Here is an 18,322-nt window from a genome sequence, read left to right as displayed (position 1 = left end):
ACCTACTTCATCGCGTATTTGAAGCCGATCCACAGCGTCCGCGGGTTGGCCCGCTCGACGATGTCGTCGCCGCTGATGCCAGTCTCGATCCGCTTGTCGAACAGGTTCTCGCCACGCGCTTCGATCGCCAGACCGTGGGTCACCGGCAGCGACAGATAGGCATCCAGCGTCGTCGCGGGATCGAGGCTGTCGATATTGACGTCGTCGTCGAACTGGCGACCGATGTGGCGCACCGTGGCGGAGGCGGCGAGGCCGCCGCGGCGCCAGCCGAGCGTGCCCGACACCTGATCCTTGGGGGTCTGCGCCGGCCGCAGGCCATCCAGCGCGGCAGCGATGCCCGAGGCATGGACCTCGGCGTCGACATGGCTCCACGAGGCGAGCGCAGTGAGGTGGCCGAGCGTGTAGCTCGCATCGACCTCGAGGCCGGTGGAGGTGATCGCATCGAGATTCTGCCGGATCAGCGAGCTGCTGGTCGCGGTGCGCGACAAGGTGACGTTGGCGATCGCATCCTTCAGCCGGTTGTGGAACACGGTGGCGGCGAGGCTGACGCCGGCAAGCGGGGTCAGCGTCACGCCGCCCTCATAGCCGGTCAGCCGCTCGGGGCTGAGCGCGGCATTGGCGGCGGTGGTGTCGTTGCCGACGCGGAACGGGCGGTAGAGCTCGTTGAGGGTCGGCAGCCGCCAGCCGCGATAGGCCGCGGCGCGGAAGGTGACGAGGCTGGCGACGCGATAGGCGAGCCCTGCCCGACCGCTAAACTCGCTGCCGTCGCGATCCGGGAACTGGTTGTTGGTGAGCGCCGCGCCGCCGGCGAGCGGCCGCTCGGTGAGCGAGCCATCGTCGATGTTCCAGAAGTCCACCCGGCCGCCGAGCGTGACGGTGAGATCGCCGAGATCGGTGCTGGCGTCGGCGAACAGGCCCTTGTTCTGGTTCGATCCGCCGGCCTCGCGGCGGCGGGTCGGCACCGCATTCTGGAACAGGTACAATTCCTGGGTCTTGCCGGTGACATCGCGGATGTCGGCACCGAGCCGCAGGTCGATCCCAGCACCAATTGGCGGCTGGATCTCGACCCGCGCGCCGAGTCCGGTGGCGGGCACGCTATATTGGTCGAGCGATTGGGTGACGGTGGCGCGGTCGGCGCTGACCGAGGCGAATTGCGAGGCAAAGGCGCGGGTCTGGAGATAGCCCAGCACCGACCAGCCCCAATGGCCGTGGCCGACCAGCCGGAGGCTGGCGTCGGCGCCCTCGGACTTGTTGTTGGTAAAGTCAGTGCCGCGGTTGCGACGATCGGTGAAGGCGCTGAGATTAGCCTGCAACTCGGTCGACGGCGCGATGCCGATCACGGCGCGAATTGCGCCCGACGCCTGCTCGTAGGGCGCTGCATGATCGACCGCGCCGCGATCCTCGGCCACGGTGGGGATGAAGCCATCGCCGCGCGCATAAGCGCCCGAGATGGTCGCAAAGCCGTTGCCCCGCACCAGCGACGCCGACCCTTGCGCATCGACCGAATCGCGGCTGCCATAAGCCAGGCTGGCGGCGAGCGGCGACAGCTGATCGGGCGTGGCGCTGTCGAGCTCCACGGTGCCGGCGAGCGCCCCGGCGCCATAATAGCCACTGCCACCGCCGCGGGTGACGCGGACCTGGCCGAGCCGGTCGGTCGCATAGGCCGGGAACGCCACCCAGCCGCCGAACGGATCGGTCTGCGGCACGCCATCGAGGATCAGCAGCGCGCGGCTGGAGGCATTGCCGCCGATCCCGCGCAGGGTGATGCCCTGGCTGGTCGGGTTGGCGGAGCGCGAGTCGGAGCGGCGGAACTGCTGGAGCCCGGCAACGTCGGCAAGCACGCTTTCGAGCCGGTCGCTGGCATTGGCCTCGAGCCGGTCGCGATCGATGGTGACGACGTCGAACGCCCGATCGCCGGGCGTCGAGAGGCCGCGGCCGGTGACGACGATATCGAGGCCGGTGGCATCGCCGGTAGCGGTGACGGTCTGCGCGGATGCGATCGGGCAGCCGATGATGGCAGTGGCGACCAGCGAGGCGGCGGCGAACAGAGACGGCTTCATCGGGCCCCCATGATCAGCAAAGCGGTGATCCGCAACCGCACCCCGGCGATTTGCGTCGCTGCGTGACCTATATGTACCAGGCTGTTAACCCGACTGGCGGCCCGTACATCACATCGTGATCATGCATGGCGCCAGCACGGAACATTGCCGATCCGCGAGCTGTTAGGACCGGTATGGACCGTCCGCTGCTCTCCGCCGAACGGCTTCGTGATGAACTCAACCAGGCTGCGCTGCGCCTGTCGCTGGACAGCGAGGGCGCACGGATCGACTTCATGCTCCCCACCCTCGCCGATCCCGCCGAAGCGTTCGATCACAATTGGGACGTCCAGGCCTTCTGCCCCGAAGGACTGGACGACATCTGCCGCCGCGCGGTGGAGCAGGTCGCCGAGCAATGGGATCTGGAGGCGGAGTGAACCGCGGCCACCCATCAGGGTTCCAGCCTAGCCGGCCCCGTCCATGCGTTCCGCTCCCGCCCGGCGCAGTCCGGTGAGATCGATGCCGTGGCGCTGGACCTTGTAATAGAAGGTCTTGCGCGGCAGCCCGAGCGCCTGCATCGCCGCGCCGGCGTCGCCCTTGGCGGCCAGCACCGCCTCGACGATCGCCTGGCGCTCGAACGCGGCGACCCGATCGGGCAGCGTCTCCGCTTCCTGCTCGCCACCGGGCTCGGGGGCGAGGCCGATCATCACCTGATCGGCAAAATGGGCAAGTTCGCGAACGTTGCCGGGCCAGCGATGCTCGATCAGCCGCCGGCGCACCGCGGGGGTGAGATCGGGCAGCGGACGGCGCAGCCGCGACGCGGCGAGATCGAGCAAATGCGCAAACAATAGCGGCACATCGTCCAGCCGCTCGCGCAAGGGCGGTACCCGCAGCCGCACCGCCGACAGCCGATAGTAAAGCGCCGGGTCCATCGTCGCGTCGGCGTTCTCGGCGGCGGTGGCGACGAGGCGCACGTCGATCGGCGACGGGTCGCCACCCGCGGCGAGACCGGGCACCGTGCGTTCCTCGGCGAATTGCGCGAGCCGCGCCTGCAGCGCCGGCGAAGCACGATCGACGTCGTCGAGGAACAGGGTGCCGCGCGCCGCCGCCGCGATCGTGCCACCGATCAGTTCGGGTTCGATCAGCGCGTCGGGCATCGCGGCGCAGGCGACGGTGGCGAAGCGATGCCGTGCGCGCGCGCCGCCGCGGTGGATCAGCCGCGCCAGCAGCTCCTTGCCGGTGCCGGATTCTCCCTCGATCAGCACATCAATATCGGCATCGGCGAGCAGCGCCACCGTATCGCGCAACTGGACGATCGCGGGCGACCGGCCGACCAATGGCGAGCCGTCCGGTGCCGCCGCCAGCGCGCGCAACCGGCGGTTGTCCATCACCAGAGCACGATGCGCGCTGGCGCGGCCGACCGCGGCGAGCAGCGCGTCCGGGTCGAACGGCTTGGTGAGGAAATCCCAGGCGCCGGCCTTCAGCGCATCCACCGCCATCGCGACGTCGCCATGGCCGGTAATGAGCAGCACCGGCAGATCGGCATCCCGGGCATGGAGCCGCCGAAACAGCTCGACGCCGGACATGCCAGGCATCGCGACGTCGCTGACCACCACGCCGGCGAAGCCCTTGTCGATCGCGGCCAGCGCCGAAGCGGCGTCGGCATGGTCGATCACCCTATATCCGGCGAGGCCGAGCATCTGCGCGATCGAACCGCGGATGTCGGGGTCGTCGTCCACCAGGGCGACCATCGGCGGTGTCTCGCTCATCCGGCTCTCTGCAATTCAATCTGGAAGCGTGCGCCTACCGCCGTCGGCACCAGCCGCAGCGTGCCGCCCATGTCGGTCATGATGTCGAGCGCGATCACCAGCCCGAGCCCGAGTCCGGTGGCGCGGCTGGTGACGAACGGCGTAAAGATCCGCGCTGCGATCCCCGGATCGACCCCCGGACCATTGTCGACGATGTCGACGCGAACGGTGTCTTCGTCGATGTCGAGCGTCAGCGCCAGCTGCGGCTCGGCATGCCCCTCCAACGCCTCGATCGCATTCTGCAGCAGATTGACCAGCACCTGCTCCAGCCGCACCTTGCCGGCGAGCGCCAGCAGGTCCGGCGGGATCGCCGAGGCAGTGAAGGCGACGCTCGACAGCCGCTCCTTGAGGATCAGCCGCGCCCCGTCCACCGCTTCGGCCAGCGGCATCGGGCCGATCGCACCGGTGCCCTTGCGCGCGAACCCCCGCAGCGCAGCGGTCACCTCGCCGATGCGGCTGGCCAGCCGGCCGATCGCCTGGAGATTGCCGCGGACCTGCTCGGCATCGCCACGCTCGAGCAGCCGCTCGCCGTTGGCGGCATAGGTGCGGATCGCGGCGACCGGCTGCGCGGTCTCGTGCGCGACACTCGCCGTCACTTGGCCTAGCGTCGCCAGCCGGTTGGCCTGGCGCAATCCTTCGCGCAGCAGGTCGGCGCGGGCATCGGAGGCGATGCGTTCGTCGATCTCGCGGCGCAGCTCGGCGGTGCGGGTGGCTACCGCCGCCTCGAGTTCGTGGGTGCGCGCGGCAAGGCGGCGACCGCGCGCGCGTAGCGCCAGCGTCGTGCCATAAAGGGCGAGCATGGCGAGCGCGGCGCCGAGCGCGGCAAGCCGCACCACATCGTCCACCGCGGTGGTGCTGCTGCGTAGCAGGTTGAGCCGCCAGCCGCTCGGCGACGGCGGCAATCGCACCCAGAGCAGGCGTCCCGCCTGGCCGGGCACCGTCACCCGCGCCTCTCCCGTCGCGCGCGGGGCGGCCGCCCACGGCAGGATCGCGAGCGACTCCTCGCCCGACTGGATCTCGGCGCGGAACCGCGCCGACGCTGTTGGGCCGAGCGGCCGGGTGACGCGGAACCGCCAGTCGGGCCGGCTCGTCACCAGTATTACGCCGTGATCGTCGTCGGCGAAGGTGATGCCGCCGGCGCCGCGCCACTGCCGCTCGACCTGGTCGAACTCGAGCTTGACCACGATCACGCCGCCGCGGGCGGTGCGGCGGCTGAGATAGAGCCCGGGCTTGTGGCTGACCGTGCCCATCGCGAACTGGGTCGCCAGCGCATCGAGCGTCGCCTCGCGGAAATAGCGCCGGAAGCGGTAATCCATACCGACGAAGCTGTGCGCCGTCCGCCAGTTGCTCGCGGCGATCGCGTGGCCGTCGGCACCGATCACATAGATGGCGGCGGCGCCGGTGGTGCTCGCCAGCGTTTCCAGCCGCTGGTTGAGCGCGCGCCGCGCCGGCACGGCGCCGGCCAGGGCGCCATCCAGATCGCGGTCGGCGGCGAGCGCTAGTGGCAACAGCCTGAACCGCGCGACCTCGCTGGTCAGCAGCGCCTCACGCAACCGGGCATCCACACGGACTGCCGCCTCGAACCGGCTGAGCGCGCGCTGCTCGGCGATCCTGCCGGCAAGCGCCGCGGCGATTCCCGCAAGCAGCAGCGCCAGCACAGCCTCTCGCCACCACCGCCTGACCCACCCGCTCTGCATACCCAAGCCGCTACCCGGCATCGTCACCCTGTGCAAGTTCTTGCACGTTCACTGATGCTTGAGCTTCTTGGTCATCAAGACACGGTACGAATTCCCGCCTCTATAATGTTGTTATTACGATGTTTTTATATGGCCTTGAGATTGCTTGCGTGGAAAGCCGTAACAGACGACACCATCACTCCTGCACATACCGTCATCAAGAACGCACTGTGCCGTGATCGAGGATGAAAGGCCCAGGATGACCATCGCCGTGCCCGCCAGCGACCAGCCGACGCCCGTGTCGCCGCCCTGGTATCGCCATCTCTACGCCCAGGTGCTGGTGGCGATCGTCGCCGGCGTGCTGCTCGGCCATTTCTACCCCGCTACCGGGGAGGCGATGAAGCCGATCGGCGATGCCTTCATCAAGCTCGTCAAGATGGTGATCGCGCCGGTGATCTTCCTCACCATCGTCACTGGCATCGCCGGCATGCGCGATCTCGGCTCGGTGGGCCGCGTCGCCGGCAAGGCGTTCATCTATTTCTTCTTCTTCTCGACACTGGCGCTGATCGTCGGCCTTATCGTCGCCAATGTGATCCGGCCCGGCGCCGGGCTCAACATCGACCCGGCATCGCTCGACACCTCCAAGGTCGCCGAGTTCGCCGAGAAGGCGCATGAGACCACACTGACCGGCTTCCTCACGGGGATCATTCCCGACACCTTCCTGTCGGCGCTGACCGCGGGTAACATCCTCCAGACGCTGTTCGTCGCGATCCTGTTTGGCGTCAGCCTGGCGCTGGTCGGCGAGCGCGGCCAGGGCGTGCTTGACCTGCTCGAGCAGGCGTCCACCGCCTTCTTCAAGCTGGTCGCGATCGTGATGAAGGTAGCCCCCGTTGGCGCGTTCGGCGCGATGGCCTTTACCATCGGCAAGTACGGCGTCGGCACTCTGGCCAATCTCGCCGCGCTGGTCGGCACCTTCTACCTCACGTCGCTGATCTTCGTGCTGGTGGTGCTCGGCGTGGTCGCCAAGCTCAGCGGCTTCTCGATCCTGGCGCTGATCCGCTATCTCAAGACCGAGCTGCTGCTGGTGCTCGGCACCTCGTCGTCGGAAAGCGCGCTGCCTTCGCTGATCGAGAAGATGGAGCGCGCCGGCTGCCCCAAGTCGATCGTCGGGCTGGTCGTGCCGACCGGTTATTCGTTCAACCTCGACGGTACCAACATCTACATGACGCTGGCGGCGCTGTTCATCGCCCAGGCGGGCAACGTCGACCTCACGCTCGGCCAGCAATTGCTGCTGCTCGGCGTTGCCATGCTCTCCTCCAAGGGCGCGGCGGGGGTTACCGGCGCCGGCTTCATCACCCTGGCGGCGACGCTGTCGATCGTCCCCTCGGTACCGGTCGCGGGCATGGCGCTGATCCTCGGCGTCGACCGCTTCATGAGCGAGTGCCGTAGCCTTACCAATTTCATCGGCAACGCCGTCGCCACGGTCGTGGTGTCGCGCTGGGAAGGCGCGCTCGACCAGGACCGGTTCAACGCGGCGATGCGCGGCGAGATGCCGCGGGTCGATCAGATGCGCGCCGAGGCCATTCCCGCCGAATGATCTGACCGGTGGCGCCACCGCGCGCCACCGCCCTGCTGCCAGGAGGCACCTCATGACCGATCTGTTGCGCGCCGCCGGCGTCGCCACCCTGTCGCTCGCTCTGTTCGCGGCGCCCGCCAGCGCGCAGACGACGCTACCGACCAACCCGTCGCCGGCCGAATCCGGCCAGAGCCGAAACCCGGCCGAGCCGACCGTCAGCGCCTACCCGTCTGCCGCCGCCGGCGACGGCACCGGCACCGGCGGCTACAATCTGTCGCGCTGGGCGGAAGACTGGCGCCGCTATGCCGATCCCGCCAAGCGCGACGATCCGCTCGATCGACTGAAGTTCCTCCCCCTCGACAACGACGGCGACGTGTATCTGACGTTGTCGGGCGAGCTGCGGCTGCGCGTCAACGAGGTCACCAACCCCAACTTGCGCAGCGGCGAGGCGCAGCGCCAGGACATCAACCGCCTCGTCGCCGGTGCCGACCTCCACGTCGGGCCGCATCTTCGGGCCTATGGCGAGGTCGCCCATGCCGGCATCTCGGGCCAGAACATCGGCACGCCTGCGGCGAATCTCGAGAACGGGCTGGTCATCCAGCAGGCGTTCGTCGAAGGCGACGCGACGGTCGCGGGCGTCGAGTTCGGCGCGCGCTACGGCCGGCAGGAGTTCACCGACGGCTCCAACCTGCTCACCTCGCAGCGCGACAACAACACCATCCGCTTCGTGCTCAACGGCCTGCGCGGCTGGGCGCGCGGCAAGACGCTGCGCGCCGACGTGTTCGATCTCAAATATACCACCTTCGGCACCGGTGGTCCGGGCGACGATGTCACCGATCACGGCCACCGCTTTTCCGGCGTCACCGCCGGCGTGGTGGTGCCGACGGACTGGTTCGGCACATCGAAGCTCTACCTCGACCCGTTCGTGTGGCGGCTGCGCTCGACCAACACGGTGTGGGGCGCGACGAGCGGCCGCGAGGTGCGCGATTATTACGGCGCGCGGCTGTGGGGCGATGTCGACCGGGTGACGCTCGACTGGACGGTCAATCACCAGGGCGGCACCTTCAACGGCCAGAAGATCGATGCCTGGCAGGTGCTGATGGCGCAGACCTGGCGGCTCGGCGCCAAGAGCACTGCACCGCGGATCGGCTTCCACGCCGATTACGCGAGCGGCGGCGGCAGCTATACCGGCGGCACGTTGCGCAACAGCTTCGCGCCATTCGGCAACAACATCTATTACAGCTATGCGCTGTTCCTCACCCCGACCAACCTGATCGCGCTGGCGCCGAACGTCACCTTTTCGCCGCACAAGAAATTGCGCATCACCGGCGAATATCAGCTCGCCTGGCGCGACGACGTTCGCGACGCGGTGTACCGGGCGAACGGATCGGCATTCGCCGGCACGCAGAACGTTTCTGCGAGCAAGATCGCCGATGTCGCGCGGCTGCAACTGGTCTATTCGTACAGCCCGCGCCTGTCGTTCACCGGCCGCTACGAGCATCTCGCCGCCGGCCCGTCGCTGACCCATGCCGGCTATGCGAGCTCGGACTTTCTCGCCGGCTGGGTGAGTTTCCGCTTCTGAGCCGAAGCGCCGGTGCGATCGGCGCGGCTTGTCGCACCGCCGCCTGCTGTGCCACAGCCTCGCGCTCGGGAGCGGATCGCAGGAGCAGCGGGTGGACACTATCGATATCAGTCGGCGATCGTTGATCGCCGGGGCGACGGCCTCGTTGACCCTGCTCGGCACGACCGCCGCTGCGCAGGTCGGGCCGGCGGACGAGACGGTGCCGCTGTGGCCGGGCGCGATCCCGGGCGATCGCCACGCCAGGATCGTCCGCAAGGCCGACGATCAGTCGCACGATCCGGCCCGCCACGATCGGTTCGTCACCGGCATCGCGCAGCCGATGCTGGTGGTGAAGCGCCCTGCCCGCCCCAATGGCGCGGCGGTGCTGATCATGCCCGGCGGCGGCTACAGCTTCCTCAGCTATGACAATGAGGGGATCGACCAGGCCGCCTGGCTCAACGCCCGCGGCGTTACCGCGTTCATCCTGCTGTATCGCCTGCCGGGCGAGGGCTGGGACAAGCGCGAGCTGGTGCCGCTGCAGGACGCGCAGCGGGCGATGCGGGTGATCCGCGCGCGCGCCGGCCAGTTCGGTGTCGATTCGGCGCGGGTCGCGATCCTCGGCTTCTCGGCGGGGGGCCATCTCGCCGGATCGCTGGCGACGCGGTTCGCCGAACCGGTTTATGCGCCGGTGGACAAGGCCGACAGCTTGTCGGCGCGTCCCGACCTTGCCGGGCTGATCTATCCGGTCGTGAGCATGGCCGCGCCCTTCACCCATGGCGGCTCGCGCGACATGCTGCTCGGCGACAACGCACCGGCGGCGTTGCGCCAGGCGGCGTCGGTGGAGACGCGGGTCACGGCGGCGACGCCCCCCACCTTCCTGGTCCACTCGGGCGACGACGGGCTGGTGCCGGTGGCCAACAGCATCGCGCTGTACACCGCTCTGCTCGCCGCCCAGCGCCCGGCGGCGCTGCACGTGTTCGACGAGAGCGGCCATGGCTTCGGCGTCCGCCCGCCCAAGAGCGTGACCACCTCCGCCTGGCCCGACCTGTTCCATGCCTATGGCGTGCGCAAGGGCGTGTTCGCATGAAGCACGCGCTGCTGGCGGTGCTGCTTGGCGCCGGCAGCGCCGCCGGTGCCCAGCACGCGGCGAACACGCCAGCGCCGGCCGTCTACCAGAGCTCGCCCGAGCGGCGGGTGGTACAGGACAAGGATTGGGGCCCGTGGCTCGGCCCATTTCGCGCCAAGCTGGTGCCGAGCCTGATGCAGGATTTCGGCGAGCGCTACATCTATGCCGAGGCGGATCGGGCATTGCCGCCGCCCCGCCCCGGCGAACGCCGTGTCGTCTTCCTCGGCGATTCGATCACCGACCGCTGGGACCTGGCGGCGAGCTTCCCCGGCAAGCCCTACGTCAACCGCGGCATCGGCAGCCAGGTCACCGCGCAGATGGTGCTGCGCTTCCACCAGGATGTCGTCGCGCTGCAGCCGAACGCGGTGGTGATCCTCGCCGGGATCAACGACGTCCAGGGTTTCCTGCAGCAGGAAACGCCCGAGCAGATCGAGACCAACTGGGAGGCGATGGCCGATCTGGCCGATCGCCACGGCATCGGGGTGGTGTTCGCCTCGCTGCTCCCGGTCAACAATTACACCGACAAGGCCAAGGACGTGCTCGTCGAACGCAAGCCCGCCGAGCTGCGCGCGCTCAATGCCTGGCTGCGGGCGTTCTGCGCCCGCCGCGGCTATGCCTATGCCGATTATTACGCGCGGCTGGTGGATGGATCGGGGCTGCTCGAACGCGGGCTCAGCGACGACGGCGTCCACCCGCTCGCCGCCGGCTACGCCCGAATGGCCCCGGTGGCCGAGGCCGCGATCGAGCGGGCGCTGCAGTCTCAGCCGGCGTTGAAGCGGTCCGGCAGACCAGCAACATAACGACGCTAGCCGACCCGCCCTCCCGCCGCTATGGTAGCGGTATCGTAAGAACAGAGCCGCCTCAGGGGAGAGAAACGATGCACAGCGCCTTGCGCCTCCGCCCCGTCGCGCGCCGACCAAGAGGAGCCTGCATGACCGTTCGATCCCGCTTTGCCCCGCTGCTGCACACGCTGGCCGCCGGCGTCTCGCTGGTCGCCTTTGCGGGCGCCGCACAGGCCGATCCGCTCGCCACGCTCAACCGCAACGGCAGCCTCGTCTCGGTCGAGCCCTATGCGCCCAACATCGTCCGCGTCACCATTGCGGTCGATCGCAAGCAGGTCGATGCGCCCCCCGGCGAAGGCCCCAACGCCAAGCCGGACGCGACCGGCTGGACCCATCGCACCGATGCCACAGGCGACGTGTTCGCCTCCTCGGGCCTGACCCTCACCGTCAACGCCCAGCCCTGGCCCAAGGCGCCGACGCAGATGGAGCGTTACTTCGCGCCGTCGCTGCCGCCGGTGTCGCTGAGCGTCGCCGATGCGGCGGGCAAGCCGATTGCCGAGATGACCGGGTGGGAAATGGCACCGCACGTCGTCAACGGCGAGAACACCTTCCGCGTCGGCGCCAGCTTCGCGGTGCAGCCGGACGAGCATTATTTCGGGCTCGGCCAGAACCAGGAGGGCGTGCTCGACCTCAAGGGCCGCACCATCGATTGCCGCCACAATTACGATGCGCCCGCCGGTGAAACCGTGTGCGTGCCGTTCATGGTCACCAACAAGGGCTATGGCATCGTCTGGGACAATGCCTCGGCGACCACGGTTTCGCCGGGCCTGCACAATTCGACCCATTGGCAGTCCAATGTCGGCGAGCGCGTGTCGTTCTTCGTCATCACCGGCAAGACCACCGACGATCTCTATGCCGGCTATGCGCGGTTAACCGGCACCACCCCGCTGCCCCCCAAGGCGGCGTTCGGCCTCATCCAGAGCAAGGCGCGCTACGAGACGCAGAAGGAGCTGCTCGACATCGCCGACGGCTATCGCAGCCGCGGCCTGCCGCTCGACGTGATGGTGCTCGACTGGTTCTACTGGAGCCGGATGGGCCAGCTCGACATCGATCGCACCTACTTCCCCGATCCCAAGGGCATGAACGACAAGCTCCACGGCATGGGCATGCACTCGATCATCAGCGTTTGGCCGCGGTTCGAGAAGGAATCGCGCTACTTCGACACGCTGGCGAGCAAGGGCTGGCTGCTCAAGGACAAGGACGGCAATGTCGTCGACGGCCTGCCGATCCGCTCCGATCGGGCCGGCGCGCTGATCGACAGCACCAATCCCGATGCCCGCCACTGGTTCTGGGATCATATCCGCGACAACATCGCCAGCGAAGGCTTCGACTGGTTCTGGCTCGACGAGACCGAGCCGGATCTGGTGCCCGACGGCAGCTTCTATTCGATCGGCTCGGGTGACCGCTTCCACAACGTCTTCCCGTTGCTCCACACTGACAGCGTCGCGGAAGGATCGGCCAAGGACCGGCCGACGATGCGCAACCTGATCCTGTCGCGCGCCGCCTATCTCGGCGTGCAGCGCAACGGCGCCTTGTTCTGGTCGTCGGACATCCAGTCGACCTGGGAAGCCTATCGCCGCCAGATCCCGACCGGGCTCGGCTTCACCGCCACCGGCATGGCCTATTGGGGCAGCGATATCGGCGGCTGGCAGTGGCCGCATGGCCCCAAGGCCACCAAGCCGCTGCTGCTCGATCCCGCCGGCGCGACCGCGATGGCGCCGGACTATGCGGATTATCCCGAGTTGTTCACCCGCTGGTTCGGCTACAGCGTGTTCACGCCGACGCTGCGCATCCACGGCCAGCGCCCCGGCACCGCGCTGTGGCAATATGGCACCGCAGCGGAGCCCGTGCTCGCGAACTTCCTCAAGCTCCGCTACTCGCTGATGCCCTATATCTACTCGCTCGGGCGGCATACCTATGAGAGCGGCGCACCGTTCATGCGCGCATTGTTCATGGACTTCCCGAACGATCCCAAGGCGGCGACGCTCGGCGACGAGTACATGTTCGGCCCGGCCTTCCTGGTCGCGCCGGTCACCGAGCAGGGCCAGACCAGCCGCCCGGTCTACCTCCCCGCCGGCGCCGACTGGTACGATTACTGGACCAACCAGCGCTACACCGGCGGCCAGACCGTCACCGCCGCCGCGCCGATCGACAAGATCCCGCTGTTTGTCCGCGCCGGATCGATCATCCCGATGGGCGTGCAGGTGCCGAGCACCGCGACCCGGCAGGCGCTCGAGAGCATCCGCGTCTATCCCGGCGCCGATGCGAGCTTCACGCTGTATGACGACGACGGCGTCACCAATGGCTACAAGACCGCCAAAAACGGCACCAAGGCGGTGCTGCACTGGGACGACCGCGCCGGTCGCCTCACCGCCTCCGGCAAGCTGCCGACCGGCCAGGACGCCGGCGGGCTGGTGCGGGTGACGGGCGCGAAGTAGGGGCGCCGGCCGCGGGGTGATCGGTCGCTTCGCGGCACCTCTGGTTCACCTGCCCCCGTCCCGTCACCCCAGCGAAAGCTGGGGCCTCGCGGTTGGCGGGCGGGCAGCGCGCCTCAGGGAGGTCCCAGCTTTCGCTGGGATGACGGGGGGGAGTTCGTCACCCCAGCGTGCGGAAGAGGGAAGCTTGCACCCGTATGACACCGGCATGACGGCCTCCCGCAATTGACGGCGGCCGCCTGCCATGTGCAACAGGCGCCGACGCTGGAGAGTTGCGCCTGCCGATGACCAACCGATTGCTTCGCGCCTGCGCCCTTGGCGCCGTGCTGCTACCCGCTGCCGCCGCCGCCGATCCGGCGCCGTTCGATCTCACCGGCCCCAGCCTCAAGATCAGCGTCACCCGCGGCAGCGCGACGCTGCCGATCTCGGCGGTGCCCAACCTCGCGAGCGGCGACAAGCTGCAGATCGCCGCGGCGCTGCCGCCCGACCAGGCCGCTCATTACGTGCTGGTCACCGCGTTCATGCGCGGCGCCACCAATCCGCCGCCCAAGAACTGGTTCTTCAAGGCCGAGACCTGGAAGAAGAAGCGCAACACGCTGAGCCTCACCGTGCCCGACGGCGCCCAGCAGGCGATCGTGTTCCTCGTGCCGGACACCGGCGGCGGGGTGGATGCGGTGATCGGCGCGGTACGCGGCAAGCCCGGCACCTTCGTGCGCGCCTCGCAGGATCTCACCCAGGCGGCGCTCGATCGCTCCCGGCTGGATGCCTTCCTCGACGGCATCCATCGTCGCGAGGCGAGTGACCCGACGCAGCTCGAGCGGGTGTCGCCGCTGCTCGCGCGCAGCCTCCGGATCAAGATCGACCAGAGCTGCCTGCTCAAGCCGACCGACCTTCAGGCCGCGTGCCTCACCCAGAACCATGATGCGCTGGTGCTCGCCGACAGCCACAGCTCGTCGATCGCCGAGACGCTGGCGGGCACGCCGACCGACATTGCGCTGCAGCTCAGCGCCACGCCGCAGGGCGGCTATGGCTATTACAGCCCCTATATCGGCGTGGTTCGCGATGTCGCGCGGCTGCTCGGCGCCTTCCAGAGCGCGCAGCTCCAATATATCCCGGCGCTGGCATTGTACCGCGGCGACGCGCTGGCGCTGCTGCTCAACGCGGCGCCATCGTTCCGCAAGCCGCAGTCGGTGCTCGTCACCGCGCTGCCGCCAGTCGAGCCGCCGCACCTGCCACCGCTCAAGCCGACCGACGGCAATGCCGCGGTGTGCGTCAGCCGCCCCGGCTTCACCCTGCCGGTGGAGGGCGCGCCGCTGATCTATTCGACCGGCTTTGCGCGGACGATGGCGCTGCGCGTCGCCACCAAGGACGGCCCTGATGCCGAGATCGCGCTCACTGCCGATCCCGAACAGGGTGGCTATGTCGCCGCACCGGGGGCAATCGACAAGCTCCGTCTCGCCGGGGTGGCGGACGGCACGCTCCACGGTGCCTGGGGCTTCCAACCGTTCGACGGCCCCAAGTTTCGCCTCGAGAGCGCCTCGGACGCGACGTGGCGGACTGCCGGTGACGATCCAGCGACGCTGGTGATCGGCCGCGACAATGCCGTCGCGCTTGAGGGCGCCGCGCCGTCTTGCGTCGACGGCGTCACGATGCGCCTCGGCAGCAGCGGCACCCCGCAGCCGGTGGCGTTCCAGCGCCAGAACGGCCGGCTGACCGTGACGCTGCCGCTCGCCAAGGCCCGCCCCGGTGAGGTGACGCTGCAGATCAGCCAGGCCGGCGCCGCGCAGCCGACCAACGTAACGTTGCGCAGCTATGCCGAGGCCAGCCGGGTCGACGGCTTTGCGCTCCACGCCGGCGACGCCGGCGGCGAGCTGACTGGCGCGCGTCTCGACCAGGTCACGGGGCTGATGGTGGACGGCACCGCCTTTCGCCCCGGCGCGCTCACCCATGGCGGCGACGGCGATCACCTGATGCTGACGGCCACCGCCGCGGGCAACTGGCAACCCGGCCAGGCGGTCACCGGCAAGCTGAGCTTCGCCGATGGCCGCACCGCGGCGGTCAAGGTAACGATCGATGCGCCGCGCCCCGTAGCGACGCTGATCGGGCATAGCGCGGAAGTGCCGCCGCGCAGCGGGCCGATCCGCCTGCGCCTGGTCGGCGACAGCTACGTGGCGGCCGATGCGCGCCTGTCCTTCTCGCTGCGCGCGGCCGATCCGACCAGCTTCTCCGCCGCGACCCAGGTGGAGGTCGCGACGGAGGATGGTAGCGCCGGCAAGCTGCTCACCATCGCAGACGGCGTGGCGCTGCAGGACCCGCATGTGGTCGTTGCCACCATCTCTCCGGGCACCGCGCTGGGCCCGGCGGCCTATGGCCCACTGCGCTGGCGGGTGATCCAGAACGGCACGAGCGGCGACTGGCAGCCGCTAGCGACGCTGGTGCGGCTGCCGGTGATCGACGGCCTCGCCTGCCCCGGCGGCGACAAGCCCTGCACGCTTAGCGGCACCCGGCTGTTCCTCGCCGCCGCGGTGAGCAACGCGGCGAGCCCCGCGGCGCGGGTGGAGGTGCCCCAGGGCTTCACCGGCTCCTCGTTGGCGGTGCCGCGACCTGGCGGCAGCGGCCTCTCGATATCGTTGCGTGACGCGCCGGGGGCGATCGTCACCGTCGCCTCGTCGCGCTGAGCGCTTGCGCAAGCCGGCGGGCGCGATAGACACGGGTTGTTAGCGTTACCGGGCGGCTCTTGTGTCGGGGCTCCACAGGTACGCCGCCCAGCAGGAGAGATTGCCCGATGAACCGCATTGCCCTGGCCACGACGCTGCTGCTCGGCGCGATGACCGCCGCTACGGGGGCCGCCGCCCAGACCAACGTGCCGGGCGACCCGCATGTGAGCGACCCGGTCGGCATCGTCGCCGATCCCTGCCCCGCCCATCCGTCGCCCACCGATGGCCCCGGCTGGCAGGCGTGGAACCTCCACATGCTGACCCGCGATTTTGGCCAGATCTGCCGCTACCACGCGCTGAACCAGCAGCTCAGGGCATCGGGCGAACCGGTGCGGGTGGTGTTCATGGGCGACTCGATCACCGACAATTGGATCAACCTCGACAAGACCATGTTCGTCGGCGGGCTGGTTGATCGCGGCATCAGCGGCCAGACCACGCCGCAGATGCTGGTCCGCTTCCGCGAGGACGTGCTCGCGCTTAAGCCCAAGGCGCTCCACATCATGGCCGCGACCAACGATGTCGCCGGCAACACCGGTGCCTCGACGATGGAGATCGTCGAGGGCAACATCGCGACCATGGCCGAGCTCGCCCGTGCCCATGGCATCAAGGTCATCATCGCCTCCACGCCGCCGGCCGCCGCCTTCCCGTGGAGCCCCGGCAAGCAGCCGAGCCCGCAGATCGTCGCGCTCAACGGCTGGCTGCGCCACTATGCCACGCAGAACCACTTTACCTTCGTCGACTATCATGCCGCGCTGGCGACGCCTGAGGGCGGCATGAAGCCCGGCCTGTCGAGCGACGGGGTCCACCCGACCGCCGCCGGCTATGCGATCATGAAGCCGCTGGCGCTTGCCGCGATCCGTCAAACCCTGGGAGCCAAGTGACCATGGACGTCAACCGCCGCTCGCTGCTCGCCGGCATCGCCGCGACCGGCGTCGCCAGCCGCGCGCTGGCGCAAAGCCCGATGGGCTTCGCTGCCGGGCCCGTGCAGCCGACCTGGGAATCGCTGGTCGATCACTATCGCTACCCCGAGTGGTTCCGCGATGCCAAGCTCGGCCTGTGGTCGCATTGGGGGCCGCAGTCGGTGCCCGAGCAGGGCGACTGGTACGGCCGCTTCATGTACATGCAGGGCCACCCGATGTACGAGCATCACCTCAAGACCTACGGACATCCGACCGTGTCGGGGATGATGGAGGTCCAGAACCGCTGGACCGCGGCGCGCTGGGACCCGGACGCGCTGATCGCGCGCTACCAGAAGGCCGGCGCCAAATATTTCATGTCGCTCGCCTGCCACCACGACAATCTCGATTGCTACGACAGCCGCTACCACGCCTGGAACTCGCTGCGCGTCGGCCCCAAGAAGGACATCGTCGGCACCTGGGAACAGGCCGCGCGGCGCGCGGGGCTCAAGTTTGGCGTGTCCAATCATGCCGCGCACAGCTGGCATTGGTACCAGCCGGCTTATGGCTATGACCCGGTCGGCGAACACAAGGGCCAGCGCTACGACGCGTTCCGGCTGCGCAAGGCCGACGGCAAGGGCCAATGGTGGGAGGGGCTGGACCCGCAGCAACTCTACACCGGCGGCCATGCGGTGATGCCGAACGGCATCGACAGCATCGCCGGCATGAACAAATGGCATGACGCCAACGACGGCCAATGGGTGGAGACACCGCCGCCCAACGACCCCGGCTATGTCACCAAATGGCTGCTCCGCCAGATCGACCTGATGGAGAAGTACAAGCCCGACATCTGCTATTTCGACGATTACGGCCTGCCGTTCGGCCCGGTCGGTCTGCAGGCCGCGGCGGATTACTACAACCGCTCGATCCAGTGGCACGGCAAGATCGATGTCGTACTCACCGGCAAGCAGCTGAAGCCCAACCAGCGCTTCGGCATCGTCCAGGATGTCGAGCGCGGCTTCACCGATCATCTGTGGGACGAGCCGTGGCAGACCGACACCTGCCTTGGCGACTGGTTCTACAACGTCGCCCGGCTCAACGACAAAAGCTACAAGACCGCCGAGCAGGTGATCCAGCGGCTTGCCGACGTGATCAGCAAGAACGGCAATCTGCTGCTCTCGGTGCCGCAGCCCGGCGACGGCGCGATCGACAGCGAGGAGGAAAAGATCCTCGACGGCATGACCGCCTGGATGGCAATCAACGACGAGGCCGTGTTCGGCTCGCGGCCATGGCGCGCCTATGGCGAGGGGCCGACCAAGCTCCAGGTCGGCATGCAGAACGAGCAGACGGCCGGTGCCTTCACCGCGCAGGACGTGCGCTTCACCACCAACAAGGGCGCGCTCTACGCCTTCTTCCTCAGCCCGCCGCACGGCGATGTCGCGATCAAGACGCTGGGCCATGATCGCCTCAAGGACGCAGGGATCGAGCGGGTGACGCTGCTCGGCGGCGGCACGCTACCGCACCGCCGCGACGGCGCGGCGCTGCATGTCGCGATGCCGGGCACGACGGCGTCCGGCTTCGTGCCGGTGCTCAAGATCGAGGGCCGCGGGCTCGTCTGAGCGGGTGGGGCACGAGCGCGGCCACGCCGG

At 68.8% G+C, this 18,322-nt stretch carries 12 protein-coding genes; 9 read left to right on the top strand and 3 right to left on the bottom strand.

The features are described from left to right. Positions 1-2: 2 nt before the first annotated feature. Entirely contained in the window at positions 3-2,060 is a 2,058-nt protein-coding gene (locus OXR60_RS02845) for a TonB-dependent receptor (protein WP_267393827.1), read from the bottom strand. 173 nt (positions 2,061-2,233) lie between these two features. Here OXR60_RS02845 and OXR60_RS02840 point away from each other — a divergent pair, with 173 nt between their 5' ends. Next, the gene (locus tag OXR60_RS02840; RefSeq protein WP_267393825.1) at positions 2,234-2,473 is read left to right on the top strand and encodes a hypothetical protein; all 240 of its coding nucleotides are present in this window, start codon (positions 2,234-2,236) and stop codon (positions 2,471-2,473) included. 27 nt (positions 2,474-2,500) lie between these two features. On the opposite strand, the gene OXR60_RS02835 is transcribed toward OXR60_RS02840, so the two are convergent. Then, entirely contained in the window at positions 2,501-3,805 is a 1,305-nt protein-coding gene (locus OXR60_RS02835) for a sigma-54 dependent transcriptional regulator (RefSeq protein ID WP_267393823.1), read from the bottom strand. Continuing rightward, the gene (locus OXR60_RS02830) at positions 3,802-5,502 is read right to left on the bottom strand and encodes an ATP-binding protein (protein WP_267393821.1); all 1,701 of its coding nucleotides are present in this window, start codon (positions 5,500-5,502) and stop codon (positions 3,802-3,804) included. The genes OXR60_RS02835 and OXR60_RS02830 overlap by 4 nt, the downstream gene beginning before the upstream one ends. Positions 5,503-5,779: 277 nt before the next feature. Between OXR60_RS02830 and OXR60_RS02825 the strand changes: the two genes are divergently transcribed. From OXR60_RS02825 to OXR60_RS02790, 8 genes are all read left to right on the top strand, one after another. After that, a complete protein-coding gene (locus OXR60_RS02825; protein ID WP_267393818.1) occupies positions 5,780-7,117 on the top strand; it encodes a dicarboxylate/amino acid:cation symporter in 1,338 nt (445 codons plus the stop codon). Positions 7,118-7,169: 52 nt separating this feature from the next. Further along, positions 7,170-8,678, top strand: a complete 1,509-nt coding sequence (locus OXR60_RS02820; RefSeq protein WP_267393816.1) for an alginate export family protein — start codon at positions 7,170-7,172, stop codon at positions 8,676-8,678. A 145-nt stretch (positions 8,679-8,823) separates the two neighbouring features. Beyond that, the gene (locus OXR60_RS02815; RefSeq protein ID WP_267394080.1) at positions 8,824-9,744 is read left to right on the top strand and encodes an alpha/beta hydrolase; all 921 of its coding nucleotides are present in this window, start codon (positions 8,824-8,826) and stop codon (positions 9,742-9,744) included. Then, on the top strand, positions 9,741-10,583 hold the full coding sequence (locus OXR60_RS02810; RefSeq protein WP_267393815.1) for a GDSL-type esterase/lipase family protein: 843 nt from the start codon (positions 9,741-9,743) through the stop codon (positions 10,581-10,583). Before OXR60_RS02815 ends, OXR60_RS02810 begins: the two co-directional genes overlap by 4 nt. A 131-nt stretch (positions 10,584-10,714) precedes the next feature. Then, complete coding sequence (locus OXR60_RS02805; protein WP_267393813.1) at positions 10,715-13,063, top strand: glycoside hydrolase family 31 protein; 2,349 nt, start codon at positions 10,715-10,717, stop codon at positions 13,061-13,063. 281 nt (positions 13,064-13,344) lie between these two features. Further along, entirely contained in the window at positions 13,345-15,738 is a 2,394-nt protein-coding gene (locus tag OXR60_RS02800) for a hypothetical protein (protein WP_267393811.1), read from the top strand. A 107-nt stretch (positions 15,739-15,845) separates the two neighbouring features. Further along, positions 15,846-16,658 (top strand): SGNH/GDSL hydrolase family protein, encoded by an 813-nt coding sequence (locus OXR60_RS02795; protein WP_267393810.1) that lies wholly within the window; start codon positions 15,846-15,848, stop codon positions 16,656-16,658. Positions 16,659-16,660: 2 nt separating this feature from the next. Further along, positions 16,661-18,292, top strand: a complete 1,632-nt coding sequence (locus OXR60_RS02790; protein ID WP_267394078.1) for an alpha-L-fucosidase — start codon at positions 16,661-16,663, stop codon at positions 18,290-18,292. Positions 18,293-18,322: the final 30 nt, after the last annotated feature.

Source organism: Sphingomonas sp. GC_Shp_5, from assembly GCF_026540855.1.
In the GTDB taxonomy this organism is placed as follows: Bacteria; Pseudomonadota; Alphaproteobacteria; order Sphingomonadales; family Sphingomonadaceae; genus Sphingomonas.
The sequence above is the reverse complement of the archived record's forward strand: the minus strand, read 5'-3'. Positions and strand labels throughout refer to the sequence as shown.